The following is a 15,265-nucleotide window of genomic DNA, read 5'->3' on the forward strand; positions in this document are numbered from 1 at the left end:
ATTGCTCGCTTCAGGCGAACAAGCTGTTAGATATCTCATCCCACGGCTCAGCCTGAATGATTTTAACTACCCCTAGGGGAAATATCCTAATCTATGCGCTGCTTCACTGGCTAAGCTTACAGCGAAGCAGCTGCTACATAAGCTTCCAATAAAAAAGCCCGCAGGGTGCAGGCTAGAAACAGGGGTTATTGACTAATTGAACTTGCAAAGATTATCAGCGATAGGCCAGGGGATTAGCCATTGATTTGGCTGTTGCGGCGGCGACGCAGGCCAAACATCCCTAACGTACTTGCAGCTACCAGTGCCAACGTTGCAGATGGTTCAGGTACGCTTTGCAGACTTTGGTTGCCGATATCGACGATGAAAACTGTGTCGTTGAAATCCCGGTCAGAGGCTGGAGTCACGCCAGTCTCGCTTCCATCTCCGTACAAATCTTCAAAACCGATCACCAGGTAACGGGAGTTAAAGAGATATCCTCTGGCGTGCTGTAGCCCATCAGGGTTAGGAGCATTAAAAGCAGAATTGTAAATGCCGTAGGAGTTGCTGGTGCCGTATAAGCTATTGGCGTTCAACTGGAAATTCAGGGTTGTACCTTTACTGAAGTTGCCTAAGTTGACCCAATCTCCTTGCTTTAGATTAGTAAAGCTAGTTTGGTTTTCCCTAATACTTTCTGTGCTGTTGAGTTCCCAGAAAGCCATTCCATCTTTGACAATGTCGCCGTTACTGTCAAGTGCTTGATAACCTAGCTGATTGTTATAATCCGCCCCTTCATTGACGAAGTAAGCACGAACATCAGTATCGTTTTGCAACGTTAATTTGCTTAAATCAAATGATTTACCGCCTAAAAGGCTCAAGTCTGGAAATGCGTATTTTTCTTGAGACTTATTGATCTGCGTGTTTAAGGTATCGATAAGCGTGCTGATGTTTGAAAAATCATCAGATTGGCTCAATGCATTCTTTGTGGGTGCAGTATTTACAGAACCCCAGTTAATCTCAGCCGATGCCGGTGCAGTTGCAGAGATGACGCCGGTCAGGGCAGCAGCAGCGGCGAGCAGACTAGTAATTAGTTTGATTTTCATTTGAGTACCTCTACCAAGGCGATGAACGACTTCACCCCATCTAACCGGCAAATACATCCAAAATAATTGAGTTTATTTTTACTTTAGAAGCCCGGTGCAGACGTGTGTTTTCTTTTCCTTGTTTATTAATAACTGAAATCATAATTCCTTGTCTACAGCTTTTCTAATTCTTTTTGGCTTCTTCATAGTATTGAATATTTACGTAAAACCCTTAAATACACTTACAAAACTACTAATTAGTTTTGAATTTAAAGCAGTATTTTCCTCAACCTCAAAACTTTTTTTTTGAAGCACCTCGGTAAATATTCTGAAAGCTTTTCAGGGATTTTGCGGATAGCGCTTTTTATTTGACAGCGCTATCCATAAAAATTCAGTATTCTCAAGAATGGGGAAATTTCCAGAGTCAGGTTAAAACACGAGCGGGAACTGGTAATACGCACAATGCTGACAGCCTACGCAGATTACGTAACCGTGAGTTCGGGATAAAGAACAGCCATAACAGATAGGCCGAAACTGCTGAATTCTCCATCCATCTGCTTGTCCCATGCTCAGATAAGAAGAAAAGTTCTACGGTGTCGATAACGGGTTCTAAAGGTTTGAAAACCCTGTCCGCAGCCACAATTGCTTCGCTGATAGGCTGCAACACCGTAAACGAGAACGTTTACGGTGTTGCGAAAGCGGTCGATGATTGAGACACTGATTGACCAGTTGAAGTTGACCAGTTGAAGAACATTTCTCGGAGCGAGCATTCTCATCACCTCAGGGAGGCACCTTGATGGGTGCCATTATCTATCGAGACAAGCAAAGCCTGGCAACTTCTATCTCCTTCAGATGAAGAGGGCAGAAGTTGTGAGAGCTTTTATCAAACAGAGTTCAGACGGTACGGAGACTTTAGAACCCTTGCCTTGCAGGTTTAGTCTCTTTAGAAGAGAATTCCATGCGCCTTTTTCCAGAAATGGGCTGCTCCCTCACCGCAGTCGGGCAACTTTCTGGTCAACCTGGTGTGCGGATTGATTGCAAGAGCCACCAAACCAAGCAGCCCTCTATCACCATTGACTACCATTTACTACCTGCTGCTTAAGCCAAACTCACATGAATTCGCAAGCTTATTATTGATCCCCAGTCTTAAAAAGTTAAATTTGGTTTATACGCTGAAAATTACCTAATTATAAAGAGGGAGGCAATGGTGGAAAGAAGAGACATTTTCTATCTCTATAGTTAGAGTCTAGAAGTTTTTAATCTATAGCTGTAGATTGATTCTGATTTGGAGGGAAATCTATAAGTTTGTGAGTGAAGAGCGGACAAGGAGCTTTATTTATGAAACGATCTGATTTATCAAAATTTATTGGAGCTGGCGTTCTCTCCTTAAGTATGGCGGTTCTGCCTTTGACTGTGCCTGCTTCTGCTCAAACCAACACTGATACAAATACAACTACAAACACCGCTCCTCGGCAAGACGTTAGAACCGTTGAAAGCGATCGCAATTTTGATTGGGGCTGGTTGGGCTTGCTGGGACTGCTTGGTTTAGCAGGCTTAGCGGGTCGCAAGCATGAAGAGCCAACCCGTTACCGCGACCCCGATCCAGTAAGTCGTACCGGCTACAGAGAGTAAAAAACGGGTGGCTTATACGAAAATTAACGGTACTAAAAAAGGCAAAAGAAAGAAGAGGACATCTTTTCTTTGCCTTTTTGCTTTTGAAATTTTCTAAACTTGTTTGGATTCCAGATAAATCAAAAGTCAGAGTCTTTAGTCTTTAGTCATGGGTGCAACTCCATCCACTCTAGGAGTCCTGTTTGGACAAGAGTTTGCGAGTCCTTGTTTTTTCGCTCGCCTTTGGACGGAGTGGGTGCCGAAAAAAGTCTAAAAACTAATGAATAATCAAACAGGGAAATCGAATTAACTGTGTTCCGTTAGCGTGTGGGGAGTGCGATCGCTACTCGGTGAGAAGGTGTAATAACTAGCAATCAACGCCACCATCATCCACCAAAGCGTATTTACTTCCGGTCTATACCAAACTGTATCTACCAAACCATGTCCTAATAGACCAAATATCGTGGCAATCGCCGCTATCAGCCAAAAACCCTCACGCCTGCCCAGTTGCCGCAAACGATTTAGCTGTAACCACCCTTGGTTAAAGGTGACAATCAGCAACCACATAAAGCAGCAAAAACCAATCAAGCCAGTTTCTACAGCCAATTCTAGGAAAACGGAATAAGCACTTAAGGCAGTATAGCGGGGGCGCTGATAAAGAGGATAAACTTTGTTAAAAGCCTCGTTGCCAGGGCCAATCCCTAAAATCGGGCGATCGCGGATCATCTCAATCACCGCTTCCCAAACGTTGACCCGGAAATTGTTACTGCTATCCTTGCGACTTGCAAAAATACTAAAAACGCGATCGCGCACTGGTTCCACAAATAGGATCGCCACCGCTAGCACTAGCGCCAAACTTCCTAACAGAATCGGCAGCGACCAAGTCCGCCAGAAAGGTGGCAGATGTTCGCCGATCCAGTAAAGCAGCATCAGCGAAAATACTAAAAGCAAAAATATAAAGCCAATCCAGCCGCCGCGACTGAACGTGAGAATCAAACACGCAGTATTAACGGAAAACATCGTCAGCGCTAGCGCTTTACGACTCCACCCGCGCCAAGCAAAAATAGCAGCCAGAGAGAAAGCGATCGCAGGCAAAAGATAAGCCGCAAGTAAATTGGGGTTCCCCAGATAACTATAAACTCGCGTCGTTTTAGACAGGGGAGACGTTGGATCTGTCCAAGTTGCCAGTGCCGCCGCCCCAAAAAACCATTGTCGCAGCCCGTAGACACTAACAATCAGCGCAATGTGGAGATAGACCGCGATCAGGATAGAACGCAGTCGAGGCGATCGCAGCACTCGCGCCATGAGCGCAAAAAATAGCAAATACAGCGTTAGCTTGCCCCAGCCCTTCAAAGCAGCTATCTTCACTGGCGACAGAGCCGTTGCTACAGTGGCAATGCCCCAGTACAGCAACACCAGCCAGTGAATTGGAGTAACTTTAGGCGCTTCGCCCGGTACATAATCCGCCTCATCTGACAGAGTCAGCAGTATCCAAAAGCCAGCACCGGCAGCTAACAACACGCCAACCAGAGCCGTTGACACAAAAGGAGCCAAAGCGAACACTAAAGCCACAAACAAGGCTCCCAACGGCTCCGCCCACTGCACGCAGACGCTACTCTGCCGCCAGCTTCGCAAGCTACCAACCAACCGATGTAAATAGCTTGCACTTTGCCATTGATACAGCGGCAAACTGGACAAGGTAAATTGTTGCCAAACACTCATGTGATAGGTCAGGGGGGAAGTGATTATGGGTGATTGGTATTGGTCACATTAGTCATTGGTCAATGAACGATTAGCCATTTCCCATGACCGATTACCGATTACCCAAGTACATAGTTTATAGTCTCTAGTCCGTCAATCATCACCAATTGTTTCCACCGCATCCACCTGTGGCAAGCTGACTACATAGCGATATCCCGCTTCTGGAGAGCCTTGAACAGAAATGTGCCCACCATGAATTTCTGCCAATAAACAGCTCAGCAACAACCCCAAACTTTCACGAGAACCATTGCCGACTGATAAATGGGACAGCCCTTCTGAGACGGCAGAATCAGCGGCACGAGAGTCATTCAGCAACAATTGATTCATTGATGTGAGGGACGGCACGGAGTATGGCTCTTGAATGTAAGCAACACTGGCTTCTGAGAGAGCTGGTTCTAAGTGATGATTTGGCGACATATCGGACTGGGCATAAAACTCAATCTGCGGTAGACCATCTCCTAGCCAGGGATGAGAAACCCACACCGCAATGTTCAGCTTTTCAATTTTGCGAGAGACATGAATGCGAACCACGCCCCCTGCACTCCCTGAGTTAATTAGATTAAAAATCAGGTAGTAAAGAATTTGCCGCACTTTATCCTTGTCAAGCAACCAGATGCGCTTTCCAGGCTCTACAGATAGACGAATCTGTTGCTGCCGCCCAGACGCAATCTGTTGCAGGTTATTAATCGCCTGTTGACACAGCATTTCGATGTCCACAGAGGTGAAATCGAGTTTTTGGCTAACCTCATCCAACCCTCCCAGAGACAAAATTTCATCAACTAGCGACACTAAGTGCTGACCGCTGTTGTGGATAATCTCCAGGTATTCCTTCTGCTTGGTCGTTAATGGCCCATAAACTTCGCGTCCCAAAACACTTGCCATCCCCATAATTGAAGTCAACGGAGTCCGCAGTTCCTGTGACAGCTGGGATAGCAGTTTGACTTTAACGGAGCTAGTTGCAGAGGGGCTAGGGGTTGAACGGGTCAGGGACAACACTTCACCCGCATTGCTGCCCATACTGCTGTTGTTCGAGGCGGCATTGTATCCCAGGTCTTTACCCGTTTCTGGTTGCCCGTTAGACGACGGCTTAGCAAACCAATAGCTGGAGTTGGTACGCTCTAAAGACCCCAATTGTCGCGTTTCTAAAAACAGACGGTTTCTCTCAAATTCACTCAGACTCCAGCGAGCCATAAGTTCCAAAAAGTCAATATCTTTGCTAGTAAAGTTACGAGGCACTAAGTCCATCACTGCCAGGGTGCCCAGGCAGATTCCACTAGATGATAGCAGCGGTGTCCCTAGATAGGCACGGATGCCGTAGTGCTGCACAAGAGCAGTTTCAGCAAACGCTCGATTTGTTAGCGTATCGCCAGCAATCAAAACTTGATGACTATCGACCACATAAGTACACAAAGATTGATGGCGTGGGAGCTGCCGGGACGTGGCGAGATCGTTCATCAACCCTAATCGTGATAAACCCACAGCTGCTTTGATCCGCTGCTTGTCTTGAGCCATTAAACTTAAAATGCAAATCGGCGCTTCCAAAAATCGGGCTGCTGTTTGAGTAGCTTCCTCGAACACTGGAACCATCTCTGCTTCAAGTAGACCCAATTCTCCCAAAGCAGCGAACCTTTGTTGTTCTCGTACTGCCGGTGTCAAACCATCCAAACGACAAAAAAGTCTGCTTTCTGGGGCTGCCATTACCATCCCTACTCCCATACGCTTTGCTTGTATGACTTAATTTAATATCCCGCTACACTTAGCGTTCCCGAAGAAGGCCTCTAACAAACACGTTGAGCAGAGAGTTTTGCTTTTCGGTTAAAAAGGACTAAGGGTAAATGACACTGAGTTTAAACAAAATTGACTTCTATCGTAGGTTGAACGACAAGAATAGCGGGGGTTCTCCCGCCCTGGCGACGTGGTGTTTGAGGTCGCGCAGGCGCGTTCATGCCGTAAGGCTTTAGCCTTCAAGGGAGGAGAAAGCAACAAAAATCAAGGGAGGCGTTGAGTTTAGCACTCGGCTCAACCCAGCCGACAAGTCTTCAGTGACGGTGATTCGATTGAGGAGCCAGGATGAAAAACAAGAGTGAAAAGTAGAGTCATTTCTGCTGGCAAGAGGCTTTCTTGCTTCATTCACTCATCACTCTTGTTTGCTGAGTCCTGAGTCCTGAGCCTTGAAGTTTTCAACTTGACCAGGCGGGATGAGATAACAAGGCGGCAATCACCCGTACACCCCGCAGCTGATTTGACAGAGGCAGATGACCCCTAGGGGCACTGAGATCCCAGGTAAACTCGTTGGGATATCGAGTCCAGTTGTTGCCGCTCTTCCAGCCAATTTTGGGCCAGAACTTTAAGAAGTCTTTGCCGAGACTCAGCCAGATTTCCCGTTGCACGGAAAAACCGAATTTGCCCTCCGAGTGTAGGAACCACAGGCTATTGATGGTTTGTAAATCAGGAATGGGGAAGTTTTCTACCTCTGTAAAGTACAACCATTTTCTCTGTACAGCCTGAGCACCTGCCAATTCACACAGCTTTTGCAAGGTTAGGCGGTCAGCGGCAAGAAAGTCTTGTTGCAAGAGCAGGTGTTGCAGGGAACTGTAGTCGATGCCGCGTTCTGAATGTAAGGGGATAATGCCGGAAGGGAAATGGGTTTGAAGAAATTCAGTTGCAGCTGGCAAATTGGCGTTGTAGAGGGTCTGGTAGGCTTTAGCTGTAACTAAATTGGTAGGAGTTGACTGATTGTTACGTAAAAATTCCATCAGTACCTCCAAACCGGCATTACCCGCTTTTAGAAGTTCTGGGAGGAGTTGTAGTTGCGTTTTTTCAGAACCCGACTCAAACTTGCAGCGTAGGTCGGTAAGGTCTTGGCTGGTGTATGGTAGGTCGGCAGTCGTTTGGTCTGTCATGAAGCAAGTCATTTCAGGTTGCTGTTAGTTATTAGTCATTAGTCATTAGTCTCTAGTCTTTAGTCCGTAGCCAATGACTAATGACCAATGACTAATGACTTTTGACAAATGCGCTAATCATTTGAGTGCAGGATGCGGTCAATCATCGCTGTGGTCGAGGTGGAAATTTCCACTTTGACCAATTCAATCTGACCTCCGTATGCCTGAACGGCAGGTGTTTCAGGCAGGGTTTCCAAGCTGTAGTCGCCTCCTTTGACATAGATATCGGGCTTGAGTGTTTCAATTAAGCCAGTGGCTGTCAATGAGTCGAAGATTACCACTCCATCCACGGGCTTAAGGGCGGCGAGAACTTCAGCCCGCTGCTGCTCAGGCACGATAGGTCGGGGAGGCAATCCCTGCTGATGGGGCTTGATTGCACGGACGGACTGATCACTATTTAACCCCACGACGAGCGATCGCCCCAAGGACTTTGCTACTTGTAAATATCGAACATGACCTGTATGGAGTAAATCAAAGCACCCGTTAGTAAATACTAGCGGTCGCCATCGGCTAGGATCTGCCGCGATCGCTTGACTTAATTCATTTAGTGTATAAACGCCTGAAATCATAGGTAATGAGAGTTTTGAGCGATAAGTTTTGAGTTTTGAGTTATCAGAAAATTTTTTAATTTAAAATTCAGAGGCGATCAACCCTTGTCTCTACGACTTAAAAATTGATACCAATTACCAATGACTGCTACCAATGACTGCCTCATCTCTCACGGCTCTTCATGGGTGGGAGGTCGGTATCCGTGTTCAAAAGCAAATCGAACTAGTTGAGAGCGATTCTCTAGTTCCAGCTTACTGAGGATGTTACTAAGATGGGTCTGAACGGTGCGCGGACTGATAAACAAGCGATCGCTAATTTGTTTATTGGTAAATCCCTGAATCACCTCCCAAAAAACTCTTTGCTCTGCGGGTGTTAACGGAAGTGGCTCGCAGGTGGCAGAACCCAGCGCTCCGATTGCTGTCGCTGCGGTGGAACTGGTTGCCATCTGCTGCATCAACCGTACCATTTCCGCATGGATGCGGCGCGATCGCTCTAGCTGAGCTTCAATTTTTGCGACTAATTCCCTGGGATCGAAGGGTTTAGTCAGATAATCATCTGCCCCAATCGTATGACCTTGAATTCGGTCTTCTAGCTCTCCTTTGCCTGACAAAAAGATAAACGGTACCAATTGCCCGATAGGAGTTGTTCGCAGGCGTCGGCAGAATTCCAAACCGTCCATCTCCGGCATCATCACATCGCTGACCACCAAATCCGGTGGAGCTTGTTCAAAAGCGCTTAGTGCCTCCATACCAGAACTTACATCCTGAACCAGATACCCCTGGTTTTGCAGGTAGCGTGTCAAGACAGTTCGCAGGGTTCTATCATCATCAACGAGCAAAATTTTTTTCATCGTTACTCTAGAAGAGCGCCTTTCAGGGGCCATATCAGCCTAGGTCTGCAAACTGAATTCATCCCGCTTTGATGTAAGTTGAGGTTTTTGTGAAAAGCGCAGAGGCGGCTTGTGCAGCATATCTCTTTTTTATATCAGCTTGACGTTATCTGGCAGCGTCAAGAGTTTCTCAGCCAGTATTGGTGAGATTGAAGGACTCAAAACCAGCGATCGCCCTCAGTCTACTTTATTATCAGCCTAAAGGATCAGCATAAAGGCTGATGACAGAATGCGCTTAAGATTATTCAAAAAAATTAGCCGTTCGACCCATTCTCGTAGGGCCTCTTGGCTAAATAGATGCCAAAGTTTTGATTTGAAGCGCGAATTCCTTCATCCCAGTAGCACTTCTAGAGACTACCATTAGGTCTGTAATCCTTTTTTGCGCTCCTCGGTGTCTGGTTTAAACTTCTGCAACGATCCCTTCGTAGAGCTGCGATTAATCGCAGCTCTACCATGCAAAATCCAAAATGAGATAACAGCCTCCTAGCAGCCCTGCCTCAGCTTGGATGATTTGCGAACATCATGGCAATCAAACCGCCTAAACTGCAAAAAAGCTTAACCGAAACTTTTGCGAATCAGCCGATTTGGTAGTCTTCCTGTCAAAATATTGTCTGGCTAGACTAGATCCAACAAAAGTGCAATATGTACGAAAAAATCACTCCTCCTGACATGGGCGAACGTATCATCTTCAAAGATGGCGAACCCGTTGTTCCAGACAACCCGATCGTTCCTTTCATTCGCGGAGACGGCACGGGCATCGACCTCTGGCCCGCCGCCCAGAAGGTCTTTGATGCCGCTGTCCAAGCTGCTTATGGTGGCAAGCGACAAATCAGCTGGTTCAAAATCTACGCCGGGGATGAAGCCTGTGAGAAGTACGGCACCTACCAATATTTGCCCCAAGATACCCTAGACGCAATTAAAGAATACGGTATTGCCATCAAAGGGCCGCTAACAACCCCGATTGGGGGCGGCATCCGGTCGCTGAATGTGGCACTGCGTCAGATTTTTGACCTTTACTCCTGTGTCCGCCCCTGCAAGTATTACCCAGGCACCCCCTCTCCCCACAAAAGCCCGGAGAAACTCGATGTCATCATCTATCGAGAAAATACAGAAGACATCTACCTGGGAATTGAGTGGCGTCAAGGCAGCGAAATTGGCAACAAATTGATTGACATCCTCAATAATGAGCTAATTCCAGCTACGCCAGAACACGGCAAAAAGCAAATTCCCCTAGACTCTGGAATCGGCATCAAGCCAATTAGTAAGACGGGTTCCCAGCGCCTAGTGCGCCGTGCGATCAAGAATGCCCTGCGCCTACCCAAGCATAAACAGATGGTGACGCTGGTGCATAAGGGCAACATCATGAAGTACACCGAAGGCGCTTTCCGCGATTGGGGTTACGAAGTAGCGATCGCTGAGTTTCGCGCTGAGTGCGTTACAGAACGAGAATCATGGATTCTGGACAACAAAGCCCGTAATCCAGAGATTACCTTGGAAGAAAATGCCCGTCAGATTGAGCCTGGGTACGACGCCTTGACGGCAGAGAAAAAAGCCCAAATCACCTGTGAAGTGGAAGATGTTCTCAATGCCATCTGGGAAACCCACGGCAACAGTCAGTGGAAAGACAAGGTGATGGTGAACGATCGAATTGCTGACAGCATTTTCCAACAGATTCAGACTCGCCCGGATGAATATTCCATCCTCGCTACGATGAACCTGAATGGTGATTATTTGTCAGATGCAGCGGCAGCGATTGTTGGTGGGCTGGGGATGGGTCCAGGAGCCAATATTGGCGATCGATGCGCCATCTTTGAAGCGACTCACGGCACCGCACCGAAGCACGCTGGGCTCGATCGGGTAAACCCTGGTTCGGTCATTTTGTCAGGCGTGATGATGTTGGAATTTATGGGCTGGCAGGAGGCAGCTGACTTGATTAAGCATGGCCTCGGTCAGGCGATCTCTAACGGCGAAGTCACCTATGATTTGGCTCGACTCATGGAACCGCCGGTGGAGCCTCTGAAATGCTCGGAATTTGCCTCCGCCATCATCAAATACTTCCAAAGTAATGAGTAAATAGCGATTAGCAATTAGCTCGCCAACCCACAGCTAATTGCTAACAGCTATGGATTTGAGAAAGTATTAATCTGACCCCCACCAATGTAGCGTCCTGGAACGCGACGAGGAGCTGTAAAGTTAGGCTGGTTCAACTGACCTGGTTGCGCTCCGGAATTACCAAGATTGGAGCCAAAACCAGAGTTGCTGTTGAAGCCGCTTCTTTGAGTGTTCGCTCCAGATGGGTACTGCCCATAATTACTGGTCGTTATCGGTGCCACTGGCGGTGCTATCTGTGGTGTTACGGGGACAGCAGGTGCTACAACGGGAGGAACCGCCTGGGGTTGGGTTAAATAGGTGTAAGAATTCGGGGTGGAAGAACCCTGAGTAGCGTTGCTAGTCGTGGGTAAGGGAGTGCTATAGCCTGTAGTGTTCGCTAGGGCACTTGCTGGCGGTGGTGCCATTTGCCCAGTGGATGTGGAATTGGGAAGCGTTTGTTGAGACGTATTTCCCGATGGCGATGCGTTTACTGCTTGGTTTGCGGAATTTTGATTCAACGCTTGTTGCAGGGAGTTGACTGGCAGGACGTTTTGGTTCTGGTTAGTTAAATTGGGCACGCCAAAGCCTAGATTCGGAGTAGAGGTTGCTGTTGTAGTAGGATTTACCGCCTGTTGGTTCGTGGGTGTCAATCCCAAAAATGCCCCTGTATTGGGCTGGGGGCCAACATTTAATCCAGTATTTAATAAATCTTGTGCTGATGTCAGAAATGGATTGTTCGAGTTTTGCGGAGCTTTGGGGATTCCTGCGATCGCTTGAGGCTGCGCGGTCGATTCTGTATTAGAAGCAGTCGCCGGGTTGCGAGTCAGTTGCTCAAATAAACCTTCTTGCTGGGTGGGATCTTGAGCTTTTTCCTTTCCCTTCTTGCCAGCGCCTTGATTAGTGCCGCGATTAAATTCCTGCATGAGCGCGGGCAAGTTATCGATATCAGCGCCAATCACACTGCTTTCTTGAGAAAGGTTTGGGTCATCCGAGGGATTGTCTGCGGAATCGACTTGCCCACTCTCCGTTTCTCCATCTAAAAGGCTGTTAAGCCATTCTGGGTGTACCCAGTACTCCCATACCCCTATCACCATCATCACCAGTGCGATCGCCGATCCCCAAAACGCAGGGCGCGCGAATGTCCGTAACCGTGCTTTGAGATAGCGGATGGAGGCAGGGACTTGTTTGGAGGATGACATAAGCTGTAGTGCAGCTCGACTTGCACAAGGGATTGTAAGTCGATTTTATACGCTATTGCCTTGAACAGGAACTGTCTTAATATACAGTTTGTTAAAAGATTTCTTTCATTTTTGTAAAATTTTAGCCAAGCTTTTAGTTTACTAAAGTTTAAATTTAGGAAGATAGAAAGGTTGCGATCGCTCAACGAGCATTAGTTACTAGAAACCGAAAAACACGCACTGAGGGGCAGGGAACAGATATGCCTCTACCAAGAACGGGTGGGTTTATAGATATGCTTAGGCCATGTGCAACTTTTTCTCTCCCCAATCAATTAGGGAGAGAAAAACAGTAATTTGCACAGTGCGTTATGCTTCGCTATCGCTCAATATCTTGAGCGAGAACCGTCCCTACACGACTGACGATGACACTACCTTAAAGTTTAGCGGGCAGCTCGAAGCAGGAACCACGCCCCTGCTCCCAATCCAAACAGATTCGGTAACCAAGCAGCAATTACGGGAGAGAGGAAGTTACTTAGTCCCAGAGCATCACCGACGGACATTAACAAATAGTAAGCAAAAATTACGATCACGCTAATCCCAAAACCTGTCGCTTTACTGGTGCGAGTCGGTCTATTCGCTAAAGCGGCACCCACGATACCAAAAACTACACAAGCAAACGGTAAAGCTATTTTTTGGTGAATGCGGATCAGAAGCTTGCGAATTTTTTGTTGATTGCCACTGAGGCGTTCTAATTTCAGACGTTCTCTGGCTTGTGCAAGATTCATTTCGCCGTAGTCGCGCCCAGAATTTGCCAAATCCAAGGCGGTACGAGGCAGCTGCAACTGTTGGTGTTCAAACTTCAAAATATTGCGGTAGGAAGCATCGGGAGAGATTAAATAAATCGTGCCTTTGAAAAAATCCCAGGTATTTTGTCCTGGATTCCAAGCAGCAGATTGCGAAGTAACAATTTGATTGAGACCCTCCTGAGACCAATCTAAAATTGTCAATCCCTCCATCTTCTGACCGTCAAATTTTTCTGCATAGAACAGGCGTTTTAACACTTGTTCTCTGTCGCCATTGGGTAGCTTAACTTTCGTATATTCTGGATAAAAAATATTGCGTTCTTGGAAAGATGGCTTTTCTTTATTTAGAGCTTTATCTAGACTAACTTTGGCTTGATAGTTCGCAGCGGGTACTACATACTCATTAAACGTAAAGGCGATGCCGGTCACAACAAAACTCAGGACGATCGCTGGTAGCACCAATCGATAAATACTCACCCCGCAGCTACGCAGGGCAACCAACTCACTGTCAGCGGAGAGACGACTATAGGTTAATAAGGCAGCCAGTAGCACTGAGGCGGGAAAGGCATACGCCATAAACTGTGGCAGACTTAACAGCAGGACTTTCAATACGAGCGATGCGGGTAGACCTACATCCACAGTCCTTCTCATCAGGTCAAATAAACTGCCAATCGTTACCCCGATGGAAGAAAAGAATCCCATGCCAAATAGGAAAGGCGCGACCAGCTCGGTGCCAATATAGCGATCCATCACCGAGACTGTCGAAATCAGGGGGGAGAGCGGATTGAAAGATTTGGTCATTGGTCAAGGATCGATGGGTAGGTAACGGGTAATGGGTAATGGGTAATGGGTAATTGGAGGAAAGTTTTAAGGAGTAGACTTACGGTTATCGCGTCTGAAATTTTGAATTCAAAACTCTCTTGTGGTTTCAAAATTCAATGCTTCTTACTGATGACTCTTGTGATTACCAATTCCCGATTACCGATTACCCAAGGCTATCTTTGGAAGTCATCTCCTAAGTAGTACTGTCGCACTAAGGGGTTATTGTAGAGTTCTTCTGAATTGCCAGAGGCGAGGATTTGTCCGTCGCGCATAATGTAGGCTCGATCGGTGATGGCGAGGGTTTCGCGGACGTTGTGATCGGTGATCAAGATGCCCATGTAGCGATCGCGCAGTCCGGCAATAATTTTTTGAATCTCCGATACGGCAATCGGATCGACACCGGCAAACGGCTCATCCAATAGCAAAAATTTTGGCCCTTCTCGCCCCGACGCTAAGGATCTCGCCAACTCGGTGCGCCGACGTTCTCCTCCAGATACCCGAATCCCCAGCGTATTTGCAACTTTTTCTAGCCGAAACTCTTGCAGCAAACCCTTTAGACGGTTTTGCCACTCGCGACGAGGCACGCCTGTTTGTTCCAGCACCAAGAGGATATTGTCTTGGACAGTGAGGTTGCGGAAAATACTGGCTTCCTGAGCAAGATAGCCAATGCCTAAATGCGCTCGTTTGTGGATGGGTAAGGTGGTGATGTCCTGGTCATTCAGCCAAACCGTACCTTGATCGGGTTTTTCCAAGCCAGTTGCAATGTAAAAGGTCGTCGTTTTCCCAGCACCGTTAGGGCCGAGTAGTCCCACGACTTCCCCTTGCGCCACTGAAAGGTTAACGCGATTGACGATCGCACGTTTGCCGTAAGACTTGTGAATATTCTCCAGTACGATTTTCATCATCGAAATAGCTAATTGTTCCTTGCTAATGGCTAACTGCTAATTATTAAAAGCCATTAGCGATTAGCCATTCGCGATTCGCGATTAGCCATGTGACAAATGGCTAGCGACTATTCGGCGTTTTGAAGGCTGGTTTAGGATTGACGGCGGGAGCTGGTGGCGCTACGGGTGTAGTTGGAGAATTTGGATCGGCGACCAGATAAACTGATTCTACCTGCCGATTGGACTGAGGCAGGGCAACAAAGCGTCCTTCATCGATCAGATAGGTGATTGTCTCGCCTCGGAGACTATTGCCTTGTTGCAGGACGTAGACGTTCCCACTCAGAACGATGCGGCGTTCTTTGCTGAAATACTGAGCTTGGGCAGCAGTTGCCTGAATCTGCCGTGAGGGGTAATACATTTGCACGTTGCCACGAGCTGTTACCACGCCTGTTTTCGAGTTGGCTTCTTGCACATCAGAACGGACGGTGAGGGCACGTCCGTCATCGGCGGTTTGAGCTTGGGCGGTTTGGATTTGGGTGGGGATAGCGATCGCTCCGGCTAAAACAGCTGGCAGCATCAGCACTAATCCCAGGCGACGCATTAGACTTTGATTAAATTGAAATGAGGACATCATGGGTCTTGCGGAGACATCAAAGACGGTGATCGGCTCTTGTGCC

At 47.4% G+C, this 15,265-nt stretch carries 13 protein-coding genes; 3 read left to right on the forward strand and 10 right to left on the reverse strand.

Annotation, left to right across the window (positions count from 1 at the left end):
- Window positions 1-233 precede the first annotated feature (233 nt).
- Window positions 234-1,079, reverse strand: coding sequence for a DUF4114 domain-containing protein (locus tag NC994_RS05695; protein WP_190438576.1), 846 nt, complete (start codon window positions 1,077-1,079; stop codon window positions 234-236).
- Between the two features lie 937 nt (window positions 1,080-2,016).
- Here NC994_RS05695 and NC994_RS05700 point away from each other — a divergent pair.
- Both NC994_RS05700 and NC994_RS05705 read left to right on the forward strand, forming a co-directional pair.
- Window positions 2,017-2,160 (forward strand): hypothetical protein, encoded by a 144-nt coding sequence (locus NC994_RS05700; protein WP_190429976.1) that lies wholly within the window; start codon window positions 2,017-2,019, stop codon window positions 2,158-2,160.
- A gap of 236 nt (window positions 2,161-2,396) precedes the next feature.
- Window positions 2,397-2,690 (forward strand): WGxxGxxG family protein, encoded by a 294-nt coding sequence (locus NC994_RS05705; protein ID WP_190438579.1) that lies wholly within the window; start codon window positions 2,397-2,399, stop codon window positions 2,688-2,690.
- Between the two features lie 285 nt (window positions 2,691-2,975).
- Here the strand turns inward: NC994_RS05705 and NC994_RS05710 are convergent, their stop codons facing one another.
- The 5 genes from NC994_RS05710 to NC994_RS05730 all read right to left on the reverse strand — a co-directional run bounded on the left by NC994_RS05710 (window position 2,976) and on the right by NC994_RS05730 (window position 8,771).
- Entirely contained in the window at window positions 2,976-4,391 is a 1,416-nt protein-coding gene (locus tag NC994_RS05710; RefSeq protein WP_190438581.1) for an IctB family putative bicarbonate transporter, read from the reverse strand.
- A gap of 132 nt (window positions 4,392-4,523) precedes the next feature.
- Window positions 4,524-6,128: a GAF domain-containing sensor histidine kinase gene (locus NC994_RS05715; RefSeq protein ID WP_190413043.1), complete on the reverse strand. Its 1,605-nt coding sequence runs from the start codon at window positions 6,126-6,128 to the stop codon at window positions 4,524-4,526.
- 482 nt (window positions 6,129-6,610) lie between these two features.
- Complete coding sequence (locus NC994_RS05720; protein ID WP_190413044.1) at window positions 6,611-7,333, reverse strand: GUN4 domain-containing protein; 723 nt, start codon at window positions 7,331-7,333, stop codon at window positions 6,611-6,613.
- Window positions 7,334-7,446: 113 nt separating this feature from the next.
- A complete protein-coding gene (locus NC994_RS05725; RefSeq protein WP_190413045.1) occupies window positions 7,447-7,941 on the reverse strand; it encodes an adenylyltransferase/cytidyltransferase family protein in 495 nt (164 codons plus the stop codon).
- A gap of 149 nt (window positions 7,942-8,090) precedes the next feature.
- The gene (locus tag NC994_RS05730; protein WP_190438583.1) at window positions 8,091-8,771 is read right to left on the reverse strand and encodes a response regulator transcription factor; all 681 of its coding nucleotides are present in this window, start codon (window positions 8,769-8,771) and stop codon (window positions 8,091-8,093) included.
- Window positions 8,772-9,452: 681 nt separating this feature from the next.
- Here NC994_RS05730 and NC994_RS05735 point away from each other — a divergent pair.
- Window positions 9,453-10,883 (forward strand): NADP-dependent isocitrate dehydrogenase, encoded by a 1,431-nt coding sequence (locus NC994_RS05735; protein ID WP_190438584.1) that lies wholly within the window; start codon window positions 9,453-9,455, stop codon window positions 10,881-10,883.
- A gap of 47 nt (window positions 10,884-10,930) precedes the next feature.
- On the opposite strand, the gene NC994_RS05740 is transcribed toward NC994_RS05735, so the two are convergent.
- The 4 genes from NC994_RS05740 to NC994_RS05755 form a co-directional block, all read right to left on the reverse strand.
- The gene (locus tag NC994_RS05740) at window positions 10,931-12,100 is read right to left on the reverse strand and encodes a hypothetical protein (protein ID WP_190438585.1); all 1,170 of its coding nucleotides are present in this window, start codon (window positions 12,098-12,100) and stop codon (window positions 10,931-10,933) included.
- 419 nt (window positions 12,101-12,519) lie between these two features.
- Window positions 12,520-13,683 (reverse strand): LptF/LptG family permease, encoded by a 1,164-nt coding sequence (locus tag NC994_RS05745; protein WP_242028858.1) that lies wholly within the window; start codon window positions 13,681-13,683, stop codon window positions 12,520-12,522.
- 194 nt (window positions 13,684-13,877) lie between these two features.
- Window positions 13,878-14,606: an LPS export ABC transporter ATP-binding protein gene (gene lptB / locus NC994_RS05750; RefSeq protein ID WP_190438717.1), complete on the reverse strand. Its 729-nt coding sequence runs from the start codon at window positions 14,604-14,606 to the stop codon at window positions 13,878-13,880.
- A 103-nt stretch (window positions 14,607-14,709) separates the two neighbouring features.
- On the reverse strand, window positions 14,710-15,222 hold the full coding sequence (locus tag NC994_RS05755) for an LptA/OstA family protein (protein ID WP_190413050.1): 513 nt from the start codon (window positions 15,220-15,222) through the stop codon (window positions 14,710-14,712).
- Window positions 15,223-15,265 lie beyond the last annotated feature (43 nt).

The organism is Trichocoleus sp. AS-A1 (assembly GCF_039962015.1).
GTDB lineage: Bacteria > Cyanobacteriota > Cyanobacteriia > Cyanobacteriales > FACHB-T130 > FACHB-T130.

Bases quoted from the DNA above. Each gene is read 5' to 3' on its own strand.
- NC994_RS05700 (WP_190429976.1), top strand. From the start codon at position 2,017: ATGCGCCTTTTTCCAGAAATGGGCTGCTCCCTCACCGCAGTCGGGCAA.
- NC994_RS05725 (WP_190413045.1), bottom strand. From the start codon at position 7,941: ATGATTTCAGGCGTTTATACACTAAATGAATTAAGTCAAGCGATCGCG.
- NC994_RS05730 (WP_190438583.1), bottom strand. From the start codon at position 8,771: ATGAAAAAAATTTTGCTCGTTGATGATGATAGAACCCTGCGAACTGTC.
- NC994_RS05720 (WP_190413044.1), bottom strand. From the start codon at position 7,333: ATGACAGACCAAACGACTGCCGACCTACCATACACCAGCCAAGACCTT.
- NC994_RS05755 (WP_190413050.1), bottom strand. From the start codon at position 15,222: ATGATGTCCTCATTTCAATTTAATCAAAGTCTAATGCGTCGCCTGGGA.
- lptB (WP_190438717.1), bottom strand. From the start codon at position 14,606: ATGAAAATCGTACTGGAGAATATTCACAAGTCTTACGGCAAACGTGCG.
- NC994_RS05695 (WP_190438576.1), bottom strand. From the start codon at position 1,079: ATGAAAATCAAACTAATTACTAGTCTGCTCGCCGCTGCTGCTGCCCTG.
- NC994_RS05705 (WP_190438579.1), top strand. From the start codon at position 2,397: ATGAAACGATCTGATTTATCAAAATTTATTGGAGCTGGCGTTCTCTCC.
- NC994_RS05745 (WP_242028858.1), bottom strand. From the start codon at position 13,683: ATGACCAAATCTTTCAATCCGCTCTCCCCCCTGATTTCGACAGTCTCG.
- NC994_RS05735 (WP_190438584.1), top strand. From the start codon at position 9,453: ATGTACGAAAAAATCACTCCTCCTGACATGGGCGAACGTATCATCTTC.
- NC994_RS05715 (WP_190413043.1), bottom strand. From the start codon at position 6,128: ATGGCAGCCCCAGAAAGCAGACTTTTTTGTCGTTTGGATGGTTTGACA.
- NC994_RS05710 (WP_190438581.1), bottom strand. From the start codon at position 4,391: ATGAGTGTTTGGCAACAATTTACCTTGTCCAGTTTGCCGCTGTATCAA.
- NC994_RS05740 (WP_190438585.1), bottom strand. From the start codon at position 12,100: ATGTCATCCTCCAAACAAGTCCCTGCCTCCATCCGCTATCTCAAAGCA.